The 16,557-nt window shown below is 63.4% G+C and carries 13 protein-coding genes and 1 pseudogene; 8 read left to right on the top strand and 6 right to left on the bottom strand.

What is annotated here, in order from left to right; all coding sequences use genetic code 11:
* Nucleotide 1: 1 nt before the first annotated feature.
* Nucleotides 2–571, bottom strand: a pseudogene (locus tag HX881_RS19680) (DNA polymerase ligase N-terminal domain-containing protein); the annotation flags it as partial.
* A gap of 247 nt (nt 572–818) precedes the next feature.
* Nucleotides 819–1,619: a DUF1460 domain-containing protein gene (locus tag HX881_RS19675; protein ID WP_177086097.1), complete on the bottom strand. Its 801-nt coding sequence runs from the start codon at nt 1,617–1,619 to the stop codon at nt 819–821.
* A gap of 183 nt (nt 1,620–1,802) precedes the next feature.
* Between HX881_RS19675 and HX881_RS19670 the strand changes: the two genes are divergently transcribed.
* On the top strand, nt 1,803–2,855 hold the full coding sequence (locus HX881_RS19670; protein WP_017129078.1) for a GlxA family transcriptional regulator: 1,053 nt from the start codon (nt 1,803–1,805) through the stop codon (nt 2,853–2,855).
* Nucleotides 2,856–2,978: 123 nt separating this feature from the next.
* Nucleotides 2,979–4,700 carry a hydrogenase maturation protein gene (locus HX881_RS19665; protein ID WP_177086095.1) on the top strand — a complete coding sequence of 574 codons (1,722 nt, stop codon included), beginning with the start codon at nt 2,979–2,981 and terminating at the stop codon, nt 4,698–4,700.
* Here HX881_RS19665 and HX881_RS19660 read toward each other — a convergent pair.
* From HX881_RS19660 to HX881_RS19645, 4 genes are all read right to left on the bottom strand, one after another.
* Nucleotides 4,697–5,752 (bottom strand): ABC transporter ATP-binding protein, encoded by a 1,056-nt coding sequence (locus HX881_RS19660; protein ID WP_017129080.1) that lies wholly within the window; start codon nt 5,750–5,752, stop codon nt 4,697–4,699. The genes HX881_RS19665 and HX881_RS19660 overlap by 4 nt on opposite strands.
* Entirely contained in the window at nt 5,749–7,293 is a 1,545-nt protein-coding gene (locus HX881_RS19655; RefSeq protein ID WP_042936926.1) for an ABC transporter permease, read from the bottom strand. Before HX881_RS19655 ends, HX881_RS19660 begins: the two co-directional genes overlap by 4 nt.
* A gap of 69 nt (nt 7,294–7,362) precedes the next feature.
* The gene (locus tag HX881_RS19650; RefSeq protein ID WP_177086093.1) at nt 7,363–8,379 is read right to left on the bottom strand and encodes an iron ABC transporter substrate-binding protein; all 1,017 of its coding nucleotides are present in this window, start codon (nt 8,377–8,379) and stop codon (nt 7,363–7,365) included.
* A 190-nt stretch (nt 8,380–8,569) separates the two neighbouring features.
* Nucleotides 8,570–9,445: a helix-turn-helix domain-containing protein gene (locus HX881_RS19645; protein WP_017129083.1), complete on the bottom strand. Its 876-nt coding sequence runs from the start codon at nt 9,443–9,445 to the stop codon at nt 8,570–8,572.
* Between the two features lie 247 nt (nt 9,446–9,692).
* Here HX881_RS19645 and HX881_RS19640 point away from each other — a divergent pair, with 247 nt between their 5' ends.
* The 6 genes from HX881_RS19640 to HX881_RS19615 all read left to right on the top strand — a co-directional run bounded on the left by HX881_RS19640 (nt 9,693) and on the right by HX881_RS19615 (nt 16,541).
* Nucleotides 9,693–10,553, top strand: a complete 861-nt coding sequence (locus HX881_RS19640; protein WP_177086091.1) for a hypothetical protein — start codon at nt 9,693–9,695, stop codon at nt 10,551–10,553.
* Between the two features lie 173 nt (nt 10,554–10,726).
* Nucleotides 10,727–11,992: an MFS transporter gene (locus tag HX881_RS19635; RefSeq protein ID WP_042936822.1), complete on the top strand. Its 1,266-nt coding sequence runs from the start codon at nt 10,727–10,729 to the stop codon at nt 11,990–11,992.
* A gap of 187 nt (nt 11,993–12,179) precedes the next feature.
* A complete protein-coding gene (locus tag HX881_RS19630; protein ID WP_017129086.1) occupies nt 12,180–13,013 on the top strand; it encodes a dihydroorotate dehydrogenase electron transfer subunit in 834 nt (277 codons plus the stop codon).
* Nucleotides 13,010–13,945: a dihydroorotate dehydrogenase gene (locus HX881_RS19625; RefSeq protein ID WP_103033122.1), complete on the top strand. Its 936-nt coding sequence runs from the start codon at nt 13,010–13,012 to the stop codon at nt 13,943–13,945. The genes HX881_RS19630 and HX881_RS19625 overlap by 4 nt, the downstream gene beginning before the upstream one ends.
* The gene (locus HX881_RS19620) at nt 13,942–15,198 is read left to right on the top strand and encodes a Zn-dependent hydrolase (protein ID WP_017129087.1); all 1,257 of its coding nucleotides are present in this window, start codon (nt 13,942–13,944) and stop codon (nt 15,196–15,198) included. Before HX881_RS19625 ends, HX881_RS19620 begins: the two co-directional genes overlap by 4 nt.
* A complete protein-coding gene (locus tag HX881_RS19615) occupies nt 15,195–16,541 on the top strand; it encodes a dihydroorotase (RefSeq protein ID WP_177086088.1) in 1,347 nt (448 codons plus the stop codon). The genes HX881_RS19620 and HX881_RS19615 overlap by 4 nt, the downstream gene beginning before the upstream one ends.
* Nucleotides 16,542–16,557 lie beyond the last annotated feature (16 nt).

Genomic DNA, 16,557 nt, shown 5'->3' with positions numbered 1-16,557 from the left:
GGCGTTCGACCAGCGTGCGTTGGCTGAGGACGCTGTCCGGCCGCGCCTTCAGCACGTCGTATTGGTCCTGGGAACGGGCGGTCGAGTCCTGGGATTTCACCAGCAGCCACTGTTCCTTCCTGCCCGGCAGTCGTGTGCGGAACAGGGTCCAGCGACCGCCGAGCTTCTCGCCTTGCAGGGTGAAATTCAGTCTGCCCTGGGCATAGCCCTGGTGCGGGTCGCCCTCGGGAAGCCACAGGCCACGGTCCCAGACAATCACCTCGCCGGCACCGTAGTGTCCTGGCGGGATGCTGCCCTCGAAGTCGGCGTAGTCCAGTGGATGGTCCTCGACGTGCACGGCCAGCCGGCGCACCGTCGGGTCCAGGCACGGCCCCTTGGGAATCGCCCAGCTTTTCAGCACGCCATCGAGTTCCAGGCGAAAGTCGTAATGCAGATGACTGGCATCGTGTTTCTGGATGCAGAAGCTCAGGGCATGGGCCGCCTGACGCGCCTGTTCACGGGCATCGCCACTGGGCTCCGGTGTGGCAGCGAAATCACGTTTGTCCTGATAGGTCTGCAAGGATCTGCCCATGGCGCGTCTCCGGAACCCGGCACGCGAGGGTGCCGATTCGATACCGGGCTGGCGGATAAAGCCTGCCCCTTCCAAGCATTGTGAAAGGTCGCCGATTCAGGAGTTCAATCCAGATCACCGACCGGTCGGAAGGAGCAGTGGGGCGGGGGCGGGGTGTGCCCGAGGGCAGGGCTGGCGTCGATCGCGGCGCAGGGGACAGGCGCAGCCGGGTCGCGGGGCAGGCAGAAAAAGGCCGGGGGCGCTGTGTCTAAAACGCCCGCAGCACCACGATCCCCGGGGTATTCTTCACATAGGCGAGGAACGGCGAATCCACCACCTTGTAGCTGCTCGACCGGGCGGAGGCGTTGCGCAGTACCGGGCCCTTGTCGGTCATGATGAAGATCCCGGTATGGGTCACGTCCAGGCCATCGGCCGGGGTGTAGATGCCGATGTAGTCACCGGTCTTCAAGCGGCTGATCACCGCGTCGTCGACGAATTCGCTGGGGATGTAGCTGATCGCCCGCGTCACCTGCGCCGCCGACTGGCCGGACTGGCCATTGTCCAGCGGAGTCTTGAGGACCTTGGTGACGGTGGTGGCGGCCGGGCTGGTTTCGCTGGTCACGTCGCGGGCATTGAGAGGCGTGGCGTGGGCCCAGTCGGTAAAGAAGTGCTTGCGCTTGAGGTAGCTGATATCGCCCTGTTCATAGCGGGTGCGGACCACGTTTTCGATGAAGCGCGGCACGCTGTCGGACTTGCGCAGCGCTTCGACGTAATCGAGGTAGGTGAAGCAGTCCAGCCCGCGGAAGTCGATCACCAGCTGTTCCGCCGAGGTCGCCGAGCCGACCAGCATGTGCGGCACATAGGGGGTGCCGAGGAAGCTGGCGGAGATCTCGTTGATTCTCTCGCCGGGATCGGTGTGGGTGTCCCGGCCCAGCCGCGATTCGATCAGCTTGATCTTGCCCAGGGTGTAGTCGTCCAGCTTGAGCGGGGCATCGACAGACGGCCTGGTGAAACCGGTCAGCATCAGGCCAAGCACCAGGCCCGACAACACTGACATCATCTTGCTCATACAGTCTCCGGTGGGCACGAGGGGGTGCGTGCCGACGGCCATTGTTTTCTTCGCGACGGCGGCTGTCAAAAAAAACTGCAGGTGGACGGGATGAGCGTTTTCCGGACGGCTTTCATCCCACGGTGCGAACGCGATATTCTGGCCGATGCCAGTTTTCCCGGTCTTCCCTGAGCGCCTTCATTCATGTCCGAATCACCCCCGACGGGGCATCGCCAATTCAGTCGCAGCCTCAAGACGCTGAATCTCGCCTATCTGAACGAGGCGGGCCAGGAAAAGGTCGCGCCGGTTCTCGGTCGGCGGATTGCCTTTGTGCTGCTGGACAACTTCTCGATGATGGCCTTCACCGGTGCGTTGGATGGCCTGGTCACCGCCAATCTGCTGGGGCGGGCCGCATTGTATGAGGTGAAGACCTTCGGTATCGATCACCCGCAGATCACCTGCGACCTGGGCATCACCATTGCCGCCGATGGCTGTATTGCCGACCTGCGTCCCGATGGCGCGGACCTGCTGATCGTCTGCGGCGGCTTGCGCAGCCCGTTGCAGCCGGCTGGCAGGCTGGTGGAGAAGCTGCGCCAGTGTGCCCAGCGTTCCATGCAACTGGGCAGTCTGTGGAACGGTTGCTTCCAGCTGGCCCATGCCGGCCTGCTGGACGACCGGGCCTGCACCGTGCACCCGGAGAACCGCGCCGGGCTGATGGAAATCTGCCCCACCGTGCGACTGTTGCCGCAGCCCTATGTCGTCGACGCCGGGTTGATCAGTTGCGCGGGGGCCAACAGTGCCCTGGGCCTGATCCTCAATGTGATTCGCGCGCAGCAGGGCGATGAGCTGGTGCGCGGTATCGAGGCCATCCTCAGTTGCGACCGCAGCGAGCAGACCGACAACATGCCGCTGGCCCGGGTGTCCCGCGATCCGCGCCTGCCGGTGGCCCTGCAAGGACTGCTGGACCTGATGGAAAACAATATCGAGGATCCGCTGGAACTCGACCAGCTGGCCGCCTACGTCAATCTGTCGCGGCGCCAGGTGGACCGGCTGTTCCAGCAGTTCATGCAGAGCTCGCCCAAGCGCTATTACCTGGAACTGCGCCTGACCCGGGGACGGCAACTGTTGCTGCAGACCAACGAATCGGTGATCACCATCGCCACTGCGTGCGGCTTTGTCAGCTCGGCGCACTTCAGCCGCTGTTTCCGCGACTTCTTCGGCCATACCGCCAGCGAGGCCCGCGCCCGCCATCGCTGAACCCCTGGCCTTGACTTCGATCAAGGCCGACTCCCGTGACAGCGCTACTGTAGCCACTCCAGCCGGGCCAGGGATTGCTCGTGGGAGCAAGGGGCCCGGTACACGCTCAAGGAGGAGGTAGTCATGCGTTCATTGAAAATCATTCTGTTGGCGTCGGCGTTCAATGGTCTTACCCAGCGTGCCTGGCTGTCGCTGCGTGAGGCCGGTCATGAACCCAGCGTGGTGTTGTTCACCCATGGGGATGAGGTGTGCCGGCAGATCGAACACACCGGGGCGGACCTGGTGATCTGTCCGTTTCTCAAGGATCGCGTCCCCGAACGCCTGTGGCGCGACGCCACGCGTCCGGTGGTGATCATCCACCCGGGAATCGTCGGCGATCGGGGGGCCAGTGCCCTGGACTGGGCCATCACCCGGCAGTTGCCGCGCTGGGGCGTAACCGCCTTGCAGGCCGCCGAGGAGATGGACAGCGGCGCGATCTGGGCGACTCGCGAGTTCGACATGCCCGAGGAAGTGCGCAAGTCGCAGTTGTACAACGGCCCCGTGGCCGATGCCGCCCTGGCATGCATACACGAGGTGGTGGCGAAGCAGGCAACGGACTTTGTGCCGACCCCGCTGGACTACGGCTCGCCGCGGGTATTCGGGCGCCTGCAGCCGCACATGAAACAGAGCGATCGCAGCTTCAACTGGCATGACAGCGCCACCTTCATCAAGCGCCGCATCGACGCCGCCGATGGTCAGCCGGGCGTGCTTGCCAGCCTTCAGGGCGAACAGTACTACCTGTATGACGCTCACCTGGACCGCCGCTGCGGCACGCCGGGCCAATTGCTGGCGGTGCATGATGATGCCGTGCTGGTCGCCACCGGTGATCGCAGCCTGTGGATCGGCGCGTTGCGGCGCAAACCGGCTGCCGGCGAGGAGACTTTCAAGCGCCCGGCCCGGCATGTGCTGGCCGGACGCCTGGACCAGGTGCCGACCCTGGACTGGTCGATCGCCAGCGATCCGCAGTGCGTCGAGGCCTACCAGCCGATTCGTTATCGCCGGGTCGGCGCGGTCGGCGAGCTGACCTTCGAGTTCTACAACGGCGCCATGAGCACCGAGCAATGTCGCCGGCTGGTCAGCGCGTTGCGCTGGGCCAAGGCGCAGGACACCCGGGTCCTGGTGTTTCGCGGCGGCCACGGCAGTTTCTCCAATGGCGTGCACCTGAACGTGATCCAGGCGGCCGTGGTGCCGGGGCTCGAGGCCTGGGCCAATATCCGCGCGATCAACGATGTCTGCCGTGAACTGCTGGGGGCCCGGCAACTGGTGATCAGTGGCCTGACCGGCAGTGCCGGGGCCGGCGGGGTGATGCTGGCGCTGGCGGCGGATGTGGTGCTGGCCCGCGACGGCATCGTGCTCAATCCGCACTACAAGACCATGGGCCTCTACGGCTCCGAATACTGGACCTACAGCCTGCCGCGCGCGGTGGGCAGCGAGCGCGCCCTGCAACTGACCCAGGAATGCCTGCCGCTCGGCACCGCCCAGGCGCTGGCGATGGGCCTGGTCCAGGGCGTCGGACCGCGTTGTCCGCGGGCCTTCGGCGAGTGGTTGATGGCCGAGGCCCAGGGCCTGGTCGACAAGCCGCAACTGGCGCGGGAAGACAAGCTTGCACCGGATCTGGAATCGATGGAGTACTGCCGTGACCTGGAGCTGGCACAGATGCAGCAGGACATGGTGCAGGACCGTCACCACTTCGCCGAGAAGTGCCGCAACTTCGTGCTCAAACGCAGAGCCTGCGGCACTCCCGAGCGCCTGATTGCGCCCTGGGCCCGGCCGGCCCGGGCGGCGAGCGGGGTGCTGATCTGTTAACCGGCCCCTAGCACATGGGCATGCCCGAGGGTCGACACCAGCACCTGGCTGCCGACCCTCGGGGCCTGTATGCCCGTGCTGCGCACCAGCAGCTCGCGCTTGTCCGGACTCCGCAGTTCCACCGTCAAGGTGCAGGTGTTGCCGCCGAAATCGCAGTCGGTCACCACGGCGGCACAGGCATTGCCATCGACCTGGCCCGCTCCCGGCGTGCTCAGTTGCAACTGCTCGGGGCGCAACATGATCCGTGCCTCGCCGTGGCTGCCTTCGTCATTCACCGCAATCCGTCCCAGGTCGCAGTCTGCCCAGCCGTTATCGACCCGCGCGGGCAGGATCACCGCATCGCCGAGGAACAGCGCGGTGTCCGCATCGTCGGGGCGCAGGTAGAGATCCATCGGTGGCCCGGCCTGCACCAGCCGACCCTTGCGCATCACCGCCAACTGGTCGGCAAAGGACAGCGCTTCGGCCTGGTCGTGGGTGACCAGGATGGTGGTCACACCGGCGTCCGACAGCAGTCGCGCGACCATCTTGCGCATCGCCGCGCGCAGCCCGGTATCGAGGGCGGAGAAGGGCTCGTCCAGCAGCATCAGCCGTGGTCGTTGCGCCAGTGCCCGGGCCAGGGCGACCCGTTGCTGCTGGCCGCCGGACAGCTCGTGGGGCCAGCGTCCGGCCATCTGCGCGTCCAGGGACACCTGTTCCATCAGTTCGGCGACACGCGGCTGTTTCGTGGCCGGCTTGCCGGAAAGACCGAAGCCGATATTGTCGGCCACCGTCATGTGCGGGAACAGCGCGCCGTCCTGCGGGACATAGCCGATCAGGCGCTGGTGGGCCGGAACCTGGGTCCTGGCGTCCACCAGCGGCTGGCCGTCGAGGAGGATGCTGCCGGCATCGGGAAATTCGAAACCGGCGATCATCCGCAGCAGGGTGGTCTTGCCCGAGCCGGAAGGCCCGACAATGGCCGTGCGGCTGCCGGTGGCGATCGACAGGTTGATGTCTTCCAGGGCCGACTGCGTCCCGAAGGATTTGTAGAGGGAATGGAGTTCCAGAGCGTTCATCGGCCCGCCGTGCGTTTGGATTGGTAGTAGAGAAGCCCGGTCAGCGGCAGTGACAGCAGGATCATGATCAAGGCGTAGGGCGCGGCCCCGGCGTAGTCGATCTCGCTGGTCAGTGCCCAGAAGCCGGTAGCCAGGGTGCGCGTACCGTTGGGCGCGAGCAGCAGGGTGGCGGTCAGTTCGTTGGTGATCGCCAGGAACACCAGTGCCGCTCCGGCGGCGGCGCCGGGCGCGGCCAGGCGCAGGGTGATCGACCACAGGGCCCGGGCCGGCGAACGCCCCAGGCTGCGGGCGATGTTTTCCAGTTCCACCGGCGCCTGGGCGATACCGGCGCGCAAGCTGACCAGAGCGCGGGGCATGAACATCAGCAGGTAGGCCAGCAGCACGGTGAGCGAGGTCTGGTAGATCGGCCGGGCAAAGCTGATGGTCACCGTGACCAGGGCCAGCGCGACCACGATGCCGGGCAGGGAGCTGGTGATGTAGTTGCAGCTTTCCAGCAGGCGGTGCAGGCGCCCCGGCGAGCGGATCGACAACCAGGCCACGGGCACCGCCGCACAGGTGGTCAGCAGCGCCCCGGCGGCACCGAGCAGCAGTGTCTGTTCCAGGGCCGGCAGCAATTCGTCCAGTTGCCAGACCTCACGCCCCCCGGCGATCAGCCAGTTGCCAAGGGTGATCAAGGGCACGCCGAGGGCGAGCACGCTGCTGATCAGTGGAATGCTCATGGCCAGTACGGTGGTGGTGCGGTCGAGCCGTACCGTGCGTTGCTGTCGCGCGCTGCCGGAGCCGACCCGGGCATAACGCGCCTTGCCCCGGGCGGCGGATTCGACGGTCAGCAGCAACAGGCAGCACAGCGCCAGGATACCGGCCAGGGTATGGGCTGCCGGGCCGCTGAAGGTCGACTTGAACTGGTCGAAGATCGCCGTGGTGAACGTGTCGAAGCGGATCATCGCATAGAGGCCGTATTCGGCCAGCAGGTGCAGGCCCACCAGCAGCGCGCCGCCGCAGATCGCCAGGCGCAGTTGCGGCAGGACGATGCGGAAAAACACCGCCCGGGGCTTGAGTCCCAGGGACTCGCCGACATCCTCGATGGCCGGGTCGAGACGGCGCAGGGTGGCGGCAATAGGCAAGTAGAGAAACGGGAAATAGGCGATCACCGAGACCAGCACACCGGCGAACAAGCCATGGATCGGTGGCACCAGGCTGACCCAGGCGTAGCTGTGGACGAACGCCGGCACGGCCAGCGGTGCGGTTGCCAGCAACGACCAGGCGCGGCGGCCGGGCAGGTCGGTGCGTTCGGTCAACCAGGCCAGGGCCAGTCCCAGCGCCACGCACAGGGGGATGGTGATGACCATCAGCAACAGGGTGTTGACCAGTAACTCGGCCACTCGCGGGCGCCAGACCAGTGCTTCGAGTGTGGCCCAGCCGGTTTGCCAGGTGGAGAGGATCACGAAGGCGATGGGCAGTAACGCCAGCAAAGACACCAGCAGCGACAGCCCGATGATCCAGGGATTGCCCTGGTGCCCGAAGCGTTTTCTGGAGCGCAGACGCGAAAGCGCCGCAGGCGCGTGAGCGACTGCGGCGGGGTCCAGAGGGGGAATGGACTCCTGGATCAATTACAGGATTCCGGCCTGGGTCATCAGTTCCACGGCCTTCTTGCTGTCGAGCTTCGAGGCATCGACCTTCGGCGCATCGAGATCCTTGAGCGGCACCAGTTTCGCGTTGGACTCGGCGTCGACGCCCACCGCGTATTCGAACGAGTTGCCGTTCTTGAGGACTGCCTGGCCACCTTTGCCGGTGACCCACTTGAGGAATGCCTGGGCTTCTTCCGGGTGCTTGCTGGACTTGAGCACGCCGCCGCCCGAGGTGCTGACAAAGGCGCCCGGGTCCTGGTGCTTGAAGTAGTGCAGGGAGGTGTTCTTGCTGTTCTCGCCGGTCTTGGCCTGGTCGCCGAAGCTGTAGTAGTGATAGATCACGCCGCTTTCGACCTGCCCGGCATTGACCGCCTTGAGCACGGCGCTGTTGCCGCGATAGATCGAGGCATTGGTCTTCATTGCCTTGAGCCAGTCCAGGGTCGCGGCTTCACCCTTGAGTTCCAGCACGGCGGCGACGATGGCCTGGAAGTCGGCACCGGCCGGTGACGCGGCCCAACGGCCTTTCCACTCGGGCGAGGCGAGGTCGAGCAGGGACTTGGGCAATTGCGCTTCGGTCAGTTTGCTCTTGTTGTAGACGAACACGGTGGAGCGGGCGGCGATGCCGACCCAGTTGCCGTGGGCCGGACGGTAGGCCGCACCGATCTGTTCCAGGGTGGCCGGCGCGACCGGGGCGAACAGCTTGGCGTTGTCCACCAGGACCATGGCCGGGGAGTTCTCGGTGAGGAACACGTCCGCCGGAGACTTGTCGCCTTCCTGCACCAGCTGGTTGCCCATCTCGGTGTCATCGCCGTTGCGCAGGGTCACCTTGATCCCGGTTTCCTTGGTGAAGCCATCGATCCAGGCCTTGGTCAGGCTTTCGTGCTGGGCGTTGTAGACCACGATGCCATCGGCACTGGGCGCCGCGTAGACGTGACCGGCGTTCAGCAACGCGGTGGCCACCAGGGCAGTCTTGAGAAACGAGGGGAGACGGGAAATCATTGGGAGGAAGCTCCTGCGGTCTTGTTGAATGTGTGGCAGGCGTTGGCAGGTGCGTTTGCGCCCGATTCGCCGGTCCAGTTAAACAATAGGAATCATTCGCATGTTTGTCCGGGCGGGAATGTAGAGCGCGAGATGAGAAAAAAACGTCAAATAAACCGTTAATCGATGTCGTTTGTATTTTGATTGAGACTCAGAGCTTGGCCAGCAGCCGGCTCAACTGGTTTTTCGCGGCGTCACCGCTGTGGGCGCGCTTGAGCAGGCCCTGAGTCATGTTCTTGTACATCGCCACAGCTTCTGGGGAAGAGGTGACGCTGGCGATTCCGGTATGAATATTGGGCAGTTCGCCCAGCCGATAGGGGCTGACGGCGACATAGCTGGTGTGTGCCTGCTGGAAAATCTGGAAGGTCGCACTGGGCAGGGTTTCATCGATCAGGTAGATATTCACGCGGCCGCCGTCGCTGCCGATCTTCTCGATCAGGTGCTCTATCTCACGACGGGCCAGTAGGGCTCTTTCCATTCTCACACTGGTGGGCAGGTCCAGCCGGCCCACCAGGCCGATGTGCAGGTAGCGTTCTATCTGACGCAGGCTGATGATCGAGTGGACCTCGAAATTCTGTTTGGAGAAGGTTGCCTTGCGCTCGTTGAGAATATCGAGGATCTGCGTCTGCATGGCGTCCTGGCGGGCATCGAAGTCGTTGGGGCGCGCTTCATCGAGCATGGTCCTGAACAGCTCGGAGTACTCGGGTGTGGTCAGCAGATAGGAGAAGGGGTCGAAGTAGGACTGGATGCGGGTGGAGCGAGCTTCGAGCTGGCGCATCCGTTCGAAGTAGCCCAGGGCGTTGTCGAAGTACTCGGTATCCGAACCCAGCAGGCTGTTGAACGAGACGTTCAGCAGTTCGGCCAACCGCTCCAGGGTTTCGAGCTTGACGATCTTGCCCAGTTCCAGGCGATACACCGCCGCCCTGGAAATATCCAGTTTTTCCGCCACCTGGTCGGCATTCATCTGGCGTCCGATCCGGTAGGCCCTGAGGCGCTCGCCGATGGCTTGGTAGTCGATTTGGCTCACTGTGGCTCCGAAAGTCTGAACGCGTCCGTGGGTGGCAGCCAATAGCTCCATCTGTTGCGGTGGCGACCGTCAAGGAAAAGGTCGCGGCACGCACAAGGAAATTTCTTGACCTGTATCGGGCTTGTCTGTATCAATATTTAGACGAGATAAATTTACTCGTCTAAAAAATACAAAAAAGGCTTGGCCATGTCTATCTGATTGGCTCGTCGCGCTGTGCCCATAACTATAAGAAATCGGAGCTCACCCCATGCGTCATGTATTCGCAGTGCCTTCGTTCGTCTCGATTTTGTCCCTTGTCCCCTCGATTTGCCTGCTGGCTCCGCTGGCCTGGGGCGATACCTTGGTCGGCTATCGCTACAGCGCCCATTACACAGAGCCGGGCAATGGCGGAGATGTCGCCAAGCAGATTCTGCAGGTGTCCCATGTGAGCGGTTATTCGCTGGGGCAGAATTTCGTCAACCTGGATGTGTTCAAGTCCGATCGCAGCGATCCGGCAAAGGGTGGCGGCAGCGGTGCCACCGAGGTCTACGTGACTTACCGTAACCAGATGCAGTATGGAAAGGTCTTCGGCACGCCACTGGCGTTCGGTCCGGTGCGGGACCTGGCCCTGACGGCCGGCTTTGACTACAACGACAAGGACAACGCCTTCGGCCCCAACAAGCGCATGCTGGTGTTCGGTCCGACCGTCAAGTTCGCCCTGCCGGCCGGGTTTGTCGACGCCAGCCTCTACTACGCCAGGGAATGGAATCATTGCGGCCTGGATGCGTGCGACAGGCCGGGGAATCACAACGAGATCCTGTTCGCCCCGTATTACCAGTTCAATGTGAACTGGGGCGTGCCCTTTGCCGTGGCCGGGTTACCGCTCAAGTTCCAGGGTTATTACCTGCTCAACGGCAGCAAGGGAGACGATTACCAGCAGCAGTCCACGGCGCCCGAGCAACTGATGCGCGCCTCGCTGATGCTGGATGTCGGCCGACTTGGCTGGGGCGCCAGCAATGTGCTGTGGATCGGTCCGGGCTACGAATACTGGCGAAACAAATTCGGTAATCATGACCGGCCTGGTGTGGATACCGATGCGCTCTCGGTCAATATCGAGTGGCACTTGTGATTTTTTTTGATGAATTAGTATCAAAAATTAGACAGCTCGTCTCATTTGTTCGTAGACTGCGGCACGGCGCTTGCTTCATGAAGCGTGCGTGATGCCAGTAAGGATGAGTCGGGGTAACGGCAAGCTCGCCTCTATCGGCGTACTGCCAACAACATCCAGAAAAACAAGAGGTTATGATCGTGACGGCGCAAAACGATTCGACTGCCGCAAACGCGGCTGCATCACCACGCAAGGCCCTGGTTGCCAGTGTAACGGGATACGCGATGGATGGTTTCGACCTGCTGATCCTCGGTTTCATGTTGCCGACCATCACCCTGGCCCTGGGCCTGAGCAGTTCCGAAGCCGGTTCGCTGGTGACCTGGACCCTGCTTGGCGCGGTGATCGGTGGTCTGGTCTTCGGTCAATTGAGTGACCGTTATGGACGGGTCAAGATGCTCAGTGCCTGCATCCTGGTGTTCTCCGTGTTTACCGGACTGTGCGCATTGGCCCAGGGTTACTGGGATCTGCTGGCGTATCGCACGCTGGCCGGTTTCGGCCTGGGCGGCGAGTTCGGTATCGGCATGGCGCTGATCGCCGAGACCTGGCCGACCAGCCAGCGCAACCGGGCTTCGTCCTATGTCGGCATGGGGTGGCAGGCCGGGGTCCTGGCCGCGGCGTTGCTGACGCCGTTGCTGCTGCCGCACATTGGCTGGCGTGGCATGTTCCTGGTGGGGCTGGTGCCGGCGCTGTTGTCGTTCTGCATCCGCCATACCATGGGCGAGCCGCAGGCGTTTCTCAAGGCGGCAAGCAATCCGATTTCCTTTACCCGTCGCTTTGCCGAACTGTTCAAGGACGTTCAGACCACCAAGGCCAGCCTCGGGGTCATCGTGCTGACCTCGGTACAGAACTTCGGCTACTACGGCATCATGATCTGGATGCCCAGTTATCTGTCCCGGCAGTTCGGTTTTTCCCTGACGGCCTCGGGGACCTGGACCGCCGCGACGGTAGTGGGCATGGCCTTCGGTATCTGGTTGTTCGGCCAGTTGGCCGACCGTTTCGGGCGTTGGAAGATCTTTCTGCTCTACCAGGGCAGCGCCGCCTTGATGGTGCTGCTGTACGCCAACCTCACCGATCCGCTGACGATGCTGTTCGCCGGGGTGGTGATGGGCATCTTCGTCAACGGCATGATTGGCGGCTACGGCGCCCTGATCTCCGACCTGTACCCGGCCCAGGTGCGTGCCACCGCGCAGAACGTGCTGTTCAATGTCGGACGCGGTGTCGGTGGTTTCGGGCCGCTGGTGGTCGGCGCGATTGCCCTGGCGTATTCGTTCTCGGCGGCGATCATGCTGTTGGCCTCGATCTATCTGCTGGCGATGGCGGCGACCCTGTTCCTGTTGCCACGCAGTCAGGGGGATGAGGGGCAGGCGCCGGCCGCGCCGCTCTCGCCGCAGGAGCAATAGCCGGTAAGGGTAAGGACGCCCGGATATTTGCGAAAGCACCGTATCAAAAATTAGACATGTATGACGAGCTGGCGTAAAGTCAGCTCAGAAGAACAGTGGAAAACAGCGGATACCGCCTTGATCAGAGGAGGTATCGCATTCTTTTGATTGTTGTGTATCAAAAATTAGACAAGAAGAGGTCCTTCCAATGACTGTGGTCTCCAGCTGCTGCCAGGCTATCGCCGTCACACCGCCCAACGACACGCTGGCGGTGGTGCTGTCCAACGAATGGGTCAATGACGAGTACAAGCGCCTGGTGCTCCAGGCCGGCGGTGCCGCCAGTGAATCCCGGCCCGGACAGTTCTTCAATCTGCTGTGTCCGAGCGACGGCGAGTACAAGCCGTTCTTCCGTCGTCCCATGAGCACCTACAAGGCCGATCCGCTGAGTGGCGAGGTGGAGTTTCTCTACAAGGTGACCGGCAAGGGCACCTATGGCCTGGATACGCTGCGGCCGCAACAGACCCTGGAGATCCTCGGGCCCCTGGGCAAAGGCTTCGACCTCGACCCCGACTGGCGTCACATGATCATCGTCGCCCGTGGCGTGGGCCTGGCGACGCTCGCACCGCTGGCGGAAGCAGCCCATGCCCTGGGCATCAGCCTGACGGCGGTGCTCAGTGCCCGCAGCGAAAAAAGCCTGCTGTCCCGCGAGCGTTTCGCTTCGCTGGGAGCCGAGGTCATCAGCGTCCTCGATGAGGATGGCAGTAGCGGGCTGGAGCACATCGAAGCGTTGCTGCGCCGCGTCATCGCTCGCGAGGGCAGCAATGCCCTGTTCACCTGTGGCTCCAGACGCCTGACGCGTCTGCTCAAGCGCCTGTGCGGCGAGTTGCACCTGAGCGGCCAGGTGGCCCTGGAGCAGCAGATGGTCTGCGGCCTGGGCATGTGCCAGTGCTGCGTCGATGTATTTGAAGTCGCAGGGTTGAAGATCGGTAAGCGCGTTTGCCTGGAAGGGCCGGTGTTCGACCTGGCGGAGGTGGTGGAATGATTGATTTGAGCGTGAAGATCGGCGGTTTGCACCTGCGCAATCCGGTAATGCCGGCCTCGGGCACCTTCGCCGAGGAACTCAGCCACCTGCTGGATTTCAACGCCCTGGGGGCGCTGGTGACGAAGACCATCACCACTGAAAAACGCAGTGGAAACCCGATGCCGCGGGTCTGCGAACTGGCCGACGGGATGATGAATGCCATCGGTATTCCCAGCAAAGGCGCTGACAGTTTTATCGACAAGGTGGTGCCGTTCTATCGCGACTACGACACACCGTTGATTGTCAGCATTTCCGCGCCCACCGCCCAAGGCTTCGCCGACCTCGCCGCGCGCCTGGGCGATGTGCCGGGCATCGCCGGGATCGAAGCGAATATTTCCTGTCCGAACCTGGAGGCCCACGGCCAGTCATTTGGCATGCAGGCCGACAGCACGCGGCAGGTGGTCCGGTTGATGCGCAAGGCAACGGCATTGCCACTGTGGGTCAAGTTGACCCCCAACAGCGGCGAGATCGTCGAGATCGCCCTGGCGGCCGAAGAGGAGGGTGCCGACGCAGTGGTGGTTGGCAATACCCTGCTGGGCCTGTCCATCGATATCGAGAAAGGTCGTGCCCGCCTGGGCAATTTCATGGGCGGGATTTCCGGCGCCATGATCAAGCCGCTGATGGTCCGCCTGACCTATCAGTGTGCGCAGGCCCTGCGCATCCCGGTGATCGGTTGCGGCGGTATTTCCACCGCCGACGATGCCCTGGAGTTCATCCTTGCCGGCGCCACTGCAGTGCAGGTCGGCACCGCGACTTTCATCCATCCCCGGACCATGAACCTGATGGTCGACGAACTGGACGTGTATTGCCGGCGCAAGGGGGTCAGTCGCCTGAGCAGCTTGATCGGCAGTCTCGACGATGCGCCGGCCGAGCCGTTTGGAGCACTGCCATGAACTCACTGTGGCAGGCCCAGGCCAGCAGGATATTCGCCGATATCGCCGAGTTGTCACGCGATCCCAAGGAGGGTATTACCCGGGAAAGCTACGGCCCCGGCGAAAGCGCGGCGATTGCCTACCTGTGCGACTACGCCCTGGCGCGCGGGCTTGAGGTCAATCGCGACCGCGCCGGCAATGTGATCTTTCAGCGTCGTGACGATTCCGGCTTGCCGGCCATCTGGTATGGGTCGCACCTGGACTCGGTCCCCCAAGGTGGTAACTACGATGGTCTGGCCGGGGTAGTGGCTGGTCTGTTGTGCCTGTGTCGGCTGGACCAGGAGCAGGTGCGCACCGCATGGCCTTTTCGCGTCCTCGGCTTGCGGGGCGAGGAGAGTGCCTGGTATGGCAAGTCCTATATCGGTTCGCGGGCGGTGATGGGCGGACTCACCGGGGAAGACTTGCAGCGGGTTAACCGCTTCAGCCAAAAAAGCCTGGGCGATGCCCTGCAGTCGGTCGGCGCTGACCTCGACGCGATCCGCCGCCAGCAATGGTTGATCGAGCGCGAGCAGTTCGCCGGCTACCTGGAAGTGCATATCGAACAGGCCGAGTCCCTGGAGAAAGCCGGCCAGGCTATTGGCATTGTCCCCGGCATTCGCGGCAACCTGCGCCACAACCGGGTCCGTTGCCTGGGCGAAGACGGCCATTCCGGGGCGGTGTCCCGCGAGGATCGTCACGATTCGGTGTTCGCCGTCAGCGAGCTGGTGGCACGGATCGATGAATGCTGGGAGCAATGGCTGGCCGCCGGACAGGACCTGGTGGTGACGGTCGGCACCTTGGGCACCAACAGCGCTCATCATGCGGTGTCGCGAATCCCCGGCGAAGTCAGTTTCAGTCTGGAGATCCGCAGCCTGCAACAGCCGACGCTGGAGCGTTTCCATGCATTGATCCTGCATGAGGTGCGGTTGATCGAAGCGCGGCGCCGGGTGATCTTCGAGTTCGACGAGCGTGTCGACACCGCGCCGGCCGCCATGCATCAACCTTGGGTCGAACTGTTCAGCCGCCTGACCCGCGAGCAGGGCTGGGCCGGTATGCAGACACCCAGTGGCGCGGGACACGACGCGGCGGTGTTCGCCAACGCAGGGATTCCCAGCGCGATGTTGTTTATCCGGAACCAGCATGGCTCCCATAACCCCCATGAAGCGATGGACGTCGACGATTTCGTCAGGGCGACCGAAGTACTTTATCTCGCCAGCCAGGAGTTGAATCCATGACACAGCAAGGCAATTCGTGGTTGATCCGCAACGCCACCTTGATCAATGAAGGGCAGCGTTTTATCAGCGACCTGTGGGTCCGCGACGGCCGCATCGCACGGATCGCTCCGGTCATCGAGGTGCCTGCCGATACCCCGGTGATCGAGGCAGGCGGCCTGTGGTTGCTGCCCGGGATGATTGACGACCAGGTGCATTTTCGCGAGCCGGGACTGACCCACAAGGCGGATATCGCCAGCGAGTCGCGAGCCTGCGCCGCGGGCGGCATCACCAGCTTCATGGAAATGCCCAACACCCGGCCGCCGGCGCTGGACCAGGCGTCCCTGGAAGCGAAGTACGCGATCGCCGCCGGGTCCTCGGTGGTCAACTACGCCTTTTATCTGGGGGCCAGCAACGACAACCTGGAGGCCATTCGCCGCATCGACCCGCGCAGCACGCCGGGGGTGAAGGTGTTCATGGGGGCCTCGACCGGCAATATGCTGGTGGACGATCCGCAGGTGCTGGACGGGATTTTCCGCGACACACCGGTGATGATCATCACCCATTGCGAAGACACACCGATGATCGACGCCAACCTGGCCCGAGCCACGCTCGAATATGGCGAGGCCATCCCGGCCCGCGAGCATCCGCTGATCCGTTCTCGCGAGGCGTGCATCCAGTCCACCCGGCTGGCCATCGACCTGGCTCGCAAGCATGGCAGCCGCTTGCATGTGCTGCATATCTCCACTGCCGAAGAGCTGGAGCTGTTCGAACCGGGGCCATTGGCGAGCAAGCGCATCACCGCCGAAACCTGCGTGCATTTCCTCCATTTCAATGACCTGGACTACGAGCGGCTGGGGTTCCTGCTCAAGTGCAACCCGGCGGTGAAGAGCGAGACGGACCGACAGGCCATTGTCCGGGCGCTGGCCGATGGGCGTATCGATGTGCTGGCCACCGACCATGCACCGCACCTGCTGGAAGAAAAGCAGGCGCTCTACACCAAGGCACCCTCGGGTCTGCCGCTGGTGCAGTTTGCACTTCAGGCAGCGCTGGAGCGGGTGTTCGCCGGGGAGTTGAGCCTGGAACGGGTGGTCGAGGTCACCAGCCATGCGCCAGCCCGGTTGTTCGACGTGGTCGGACGCGGCTTTCTGCGCGAGGGCTACGCGGCGGACCTGGTCCTGGTGGATCCGCATTCGCCGCATCGGGTCGAGCGCTCCCAGGTCTTGTCCAAATGCGGCTGGAGCCCGTTCGAGGGCACGACCTTTTCGTCGCGGATTGTCGGCACCTTCGTCAACGGCCAGCGGGTCTGGGACGGTAGCGCCATTGTTCCTGGCATTCACGGACAGCGCCTGGCATTCGATCGCTGAAGCCTGCCTTGTATTC

Source organism: Pseudomonas gingeri (assembly GCF_013386115.1).
GTDB lineage: Bacteria > Pseudomonadota > Gammaproteobacteria > Pseudomonadales > Pseudomonadaceae > Aquipseudomonas > Aquipseudomonas gingeri.
Note: the sequence above shows the minus strand (reverse complement) of the source record. Positions and strands in the feature narration are given on the sequence as shown.

Excerpts from the sequence above, each read along its gene's own strand:
- HX881_RS19675 (WP_177086097.1), bottom strand. The coding sequence starts at position 1,619 with ATGAGCAAGATGATGTCAGTGTTGTCGGGCCTGGTGCTTGGCCTGATG.
- HX881_RS19670 (WP_017129078.1), top strand. The coding sequence starts at position 1,803 with ATGTCCGAATCACCCCCGACGGGGCATCGCCAATTCAGTCGCAGCCTC.
- HX881_RS19665 (WP_177086095.1), top strand. The coding sequence starts at position 2,979 with ATGCGTTCATTGAAAATCATTCTGTTGGCGTCGGCGTTCAATGGTCTT.
- HX881_RS19660 (WP_017129080.1), bottom strand. The coding sequence starts at position 5,752 with ATGAACGCTCTGGAACTCCATTCCCTCTACAAATCCTTCGGGACGCAG.
- HX881_RS19650 (WP_177086093.1), bottom strand. The coding sequence starts at position 8,379 with ATGATTTCCCGTCTCCCCTCGTTTCTCAAGACTGCCCTGGTGGCCACC.
- HX881_RS19640 (WP_177086091.1), top strand. The coding sequence starts at position 9,693 with ATGCGTCATGTATTCGCAGTGCCTTCGTTCGTCTCGATTTTGTCCCTT.
- HX881_RS19635 (WP_042936822.1), top strand. The coding sequence starts at position 10,727 with ATGATCGTGACGGCGCAAAACGATTCGACTGCCGCAAACGCGGCTGCA.
- HX881_RS19630 (WP_017129086.1), top strand. The coding sequence starts at position 12,180 with ATGACTGTGGTCTCCAGCTGCTGCCAGGCTATCGCCGTCACACCGCCC.
- HX881_RS19625 (WP_103033122.1), top strand. The coding sequence starts at position 13,010 with ATGATTGATTTGAGCGTGAAGATCGGCGGTTTGCACCTGCGCAATCCG.
- HX881_RS19620 (WP_017129087.1), top strand. The coding sequence starts at position 13,942 with ATGAACTCACTGTGGCAGGCCCAGGCCAGCAGGATATTCGCCGATATC.
- HX881_RS19615 (WP_177086088.1), top strand. The coding sequence starts at position 15,195 with ATGACACAGCAAGGCAATTCGTGGTTGATCCGCAACGCCACCTTGATC.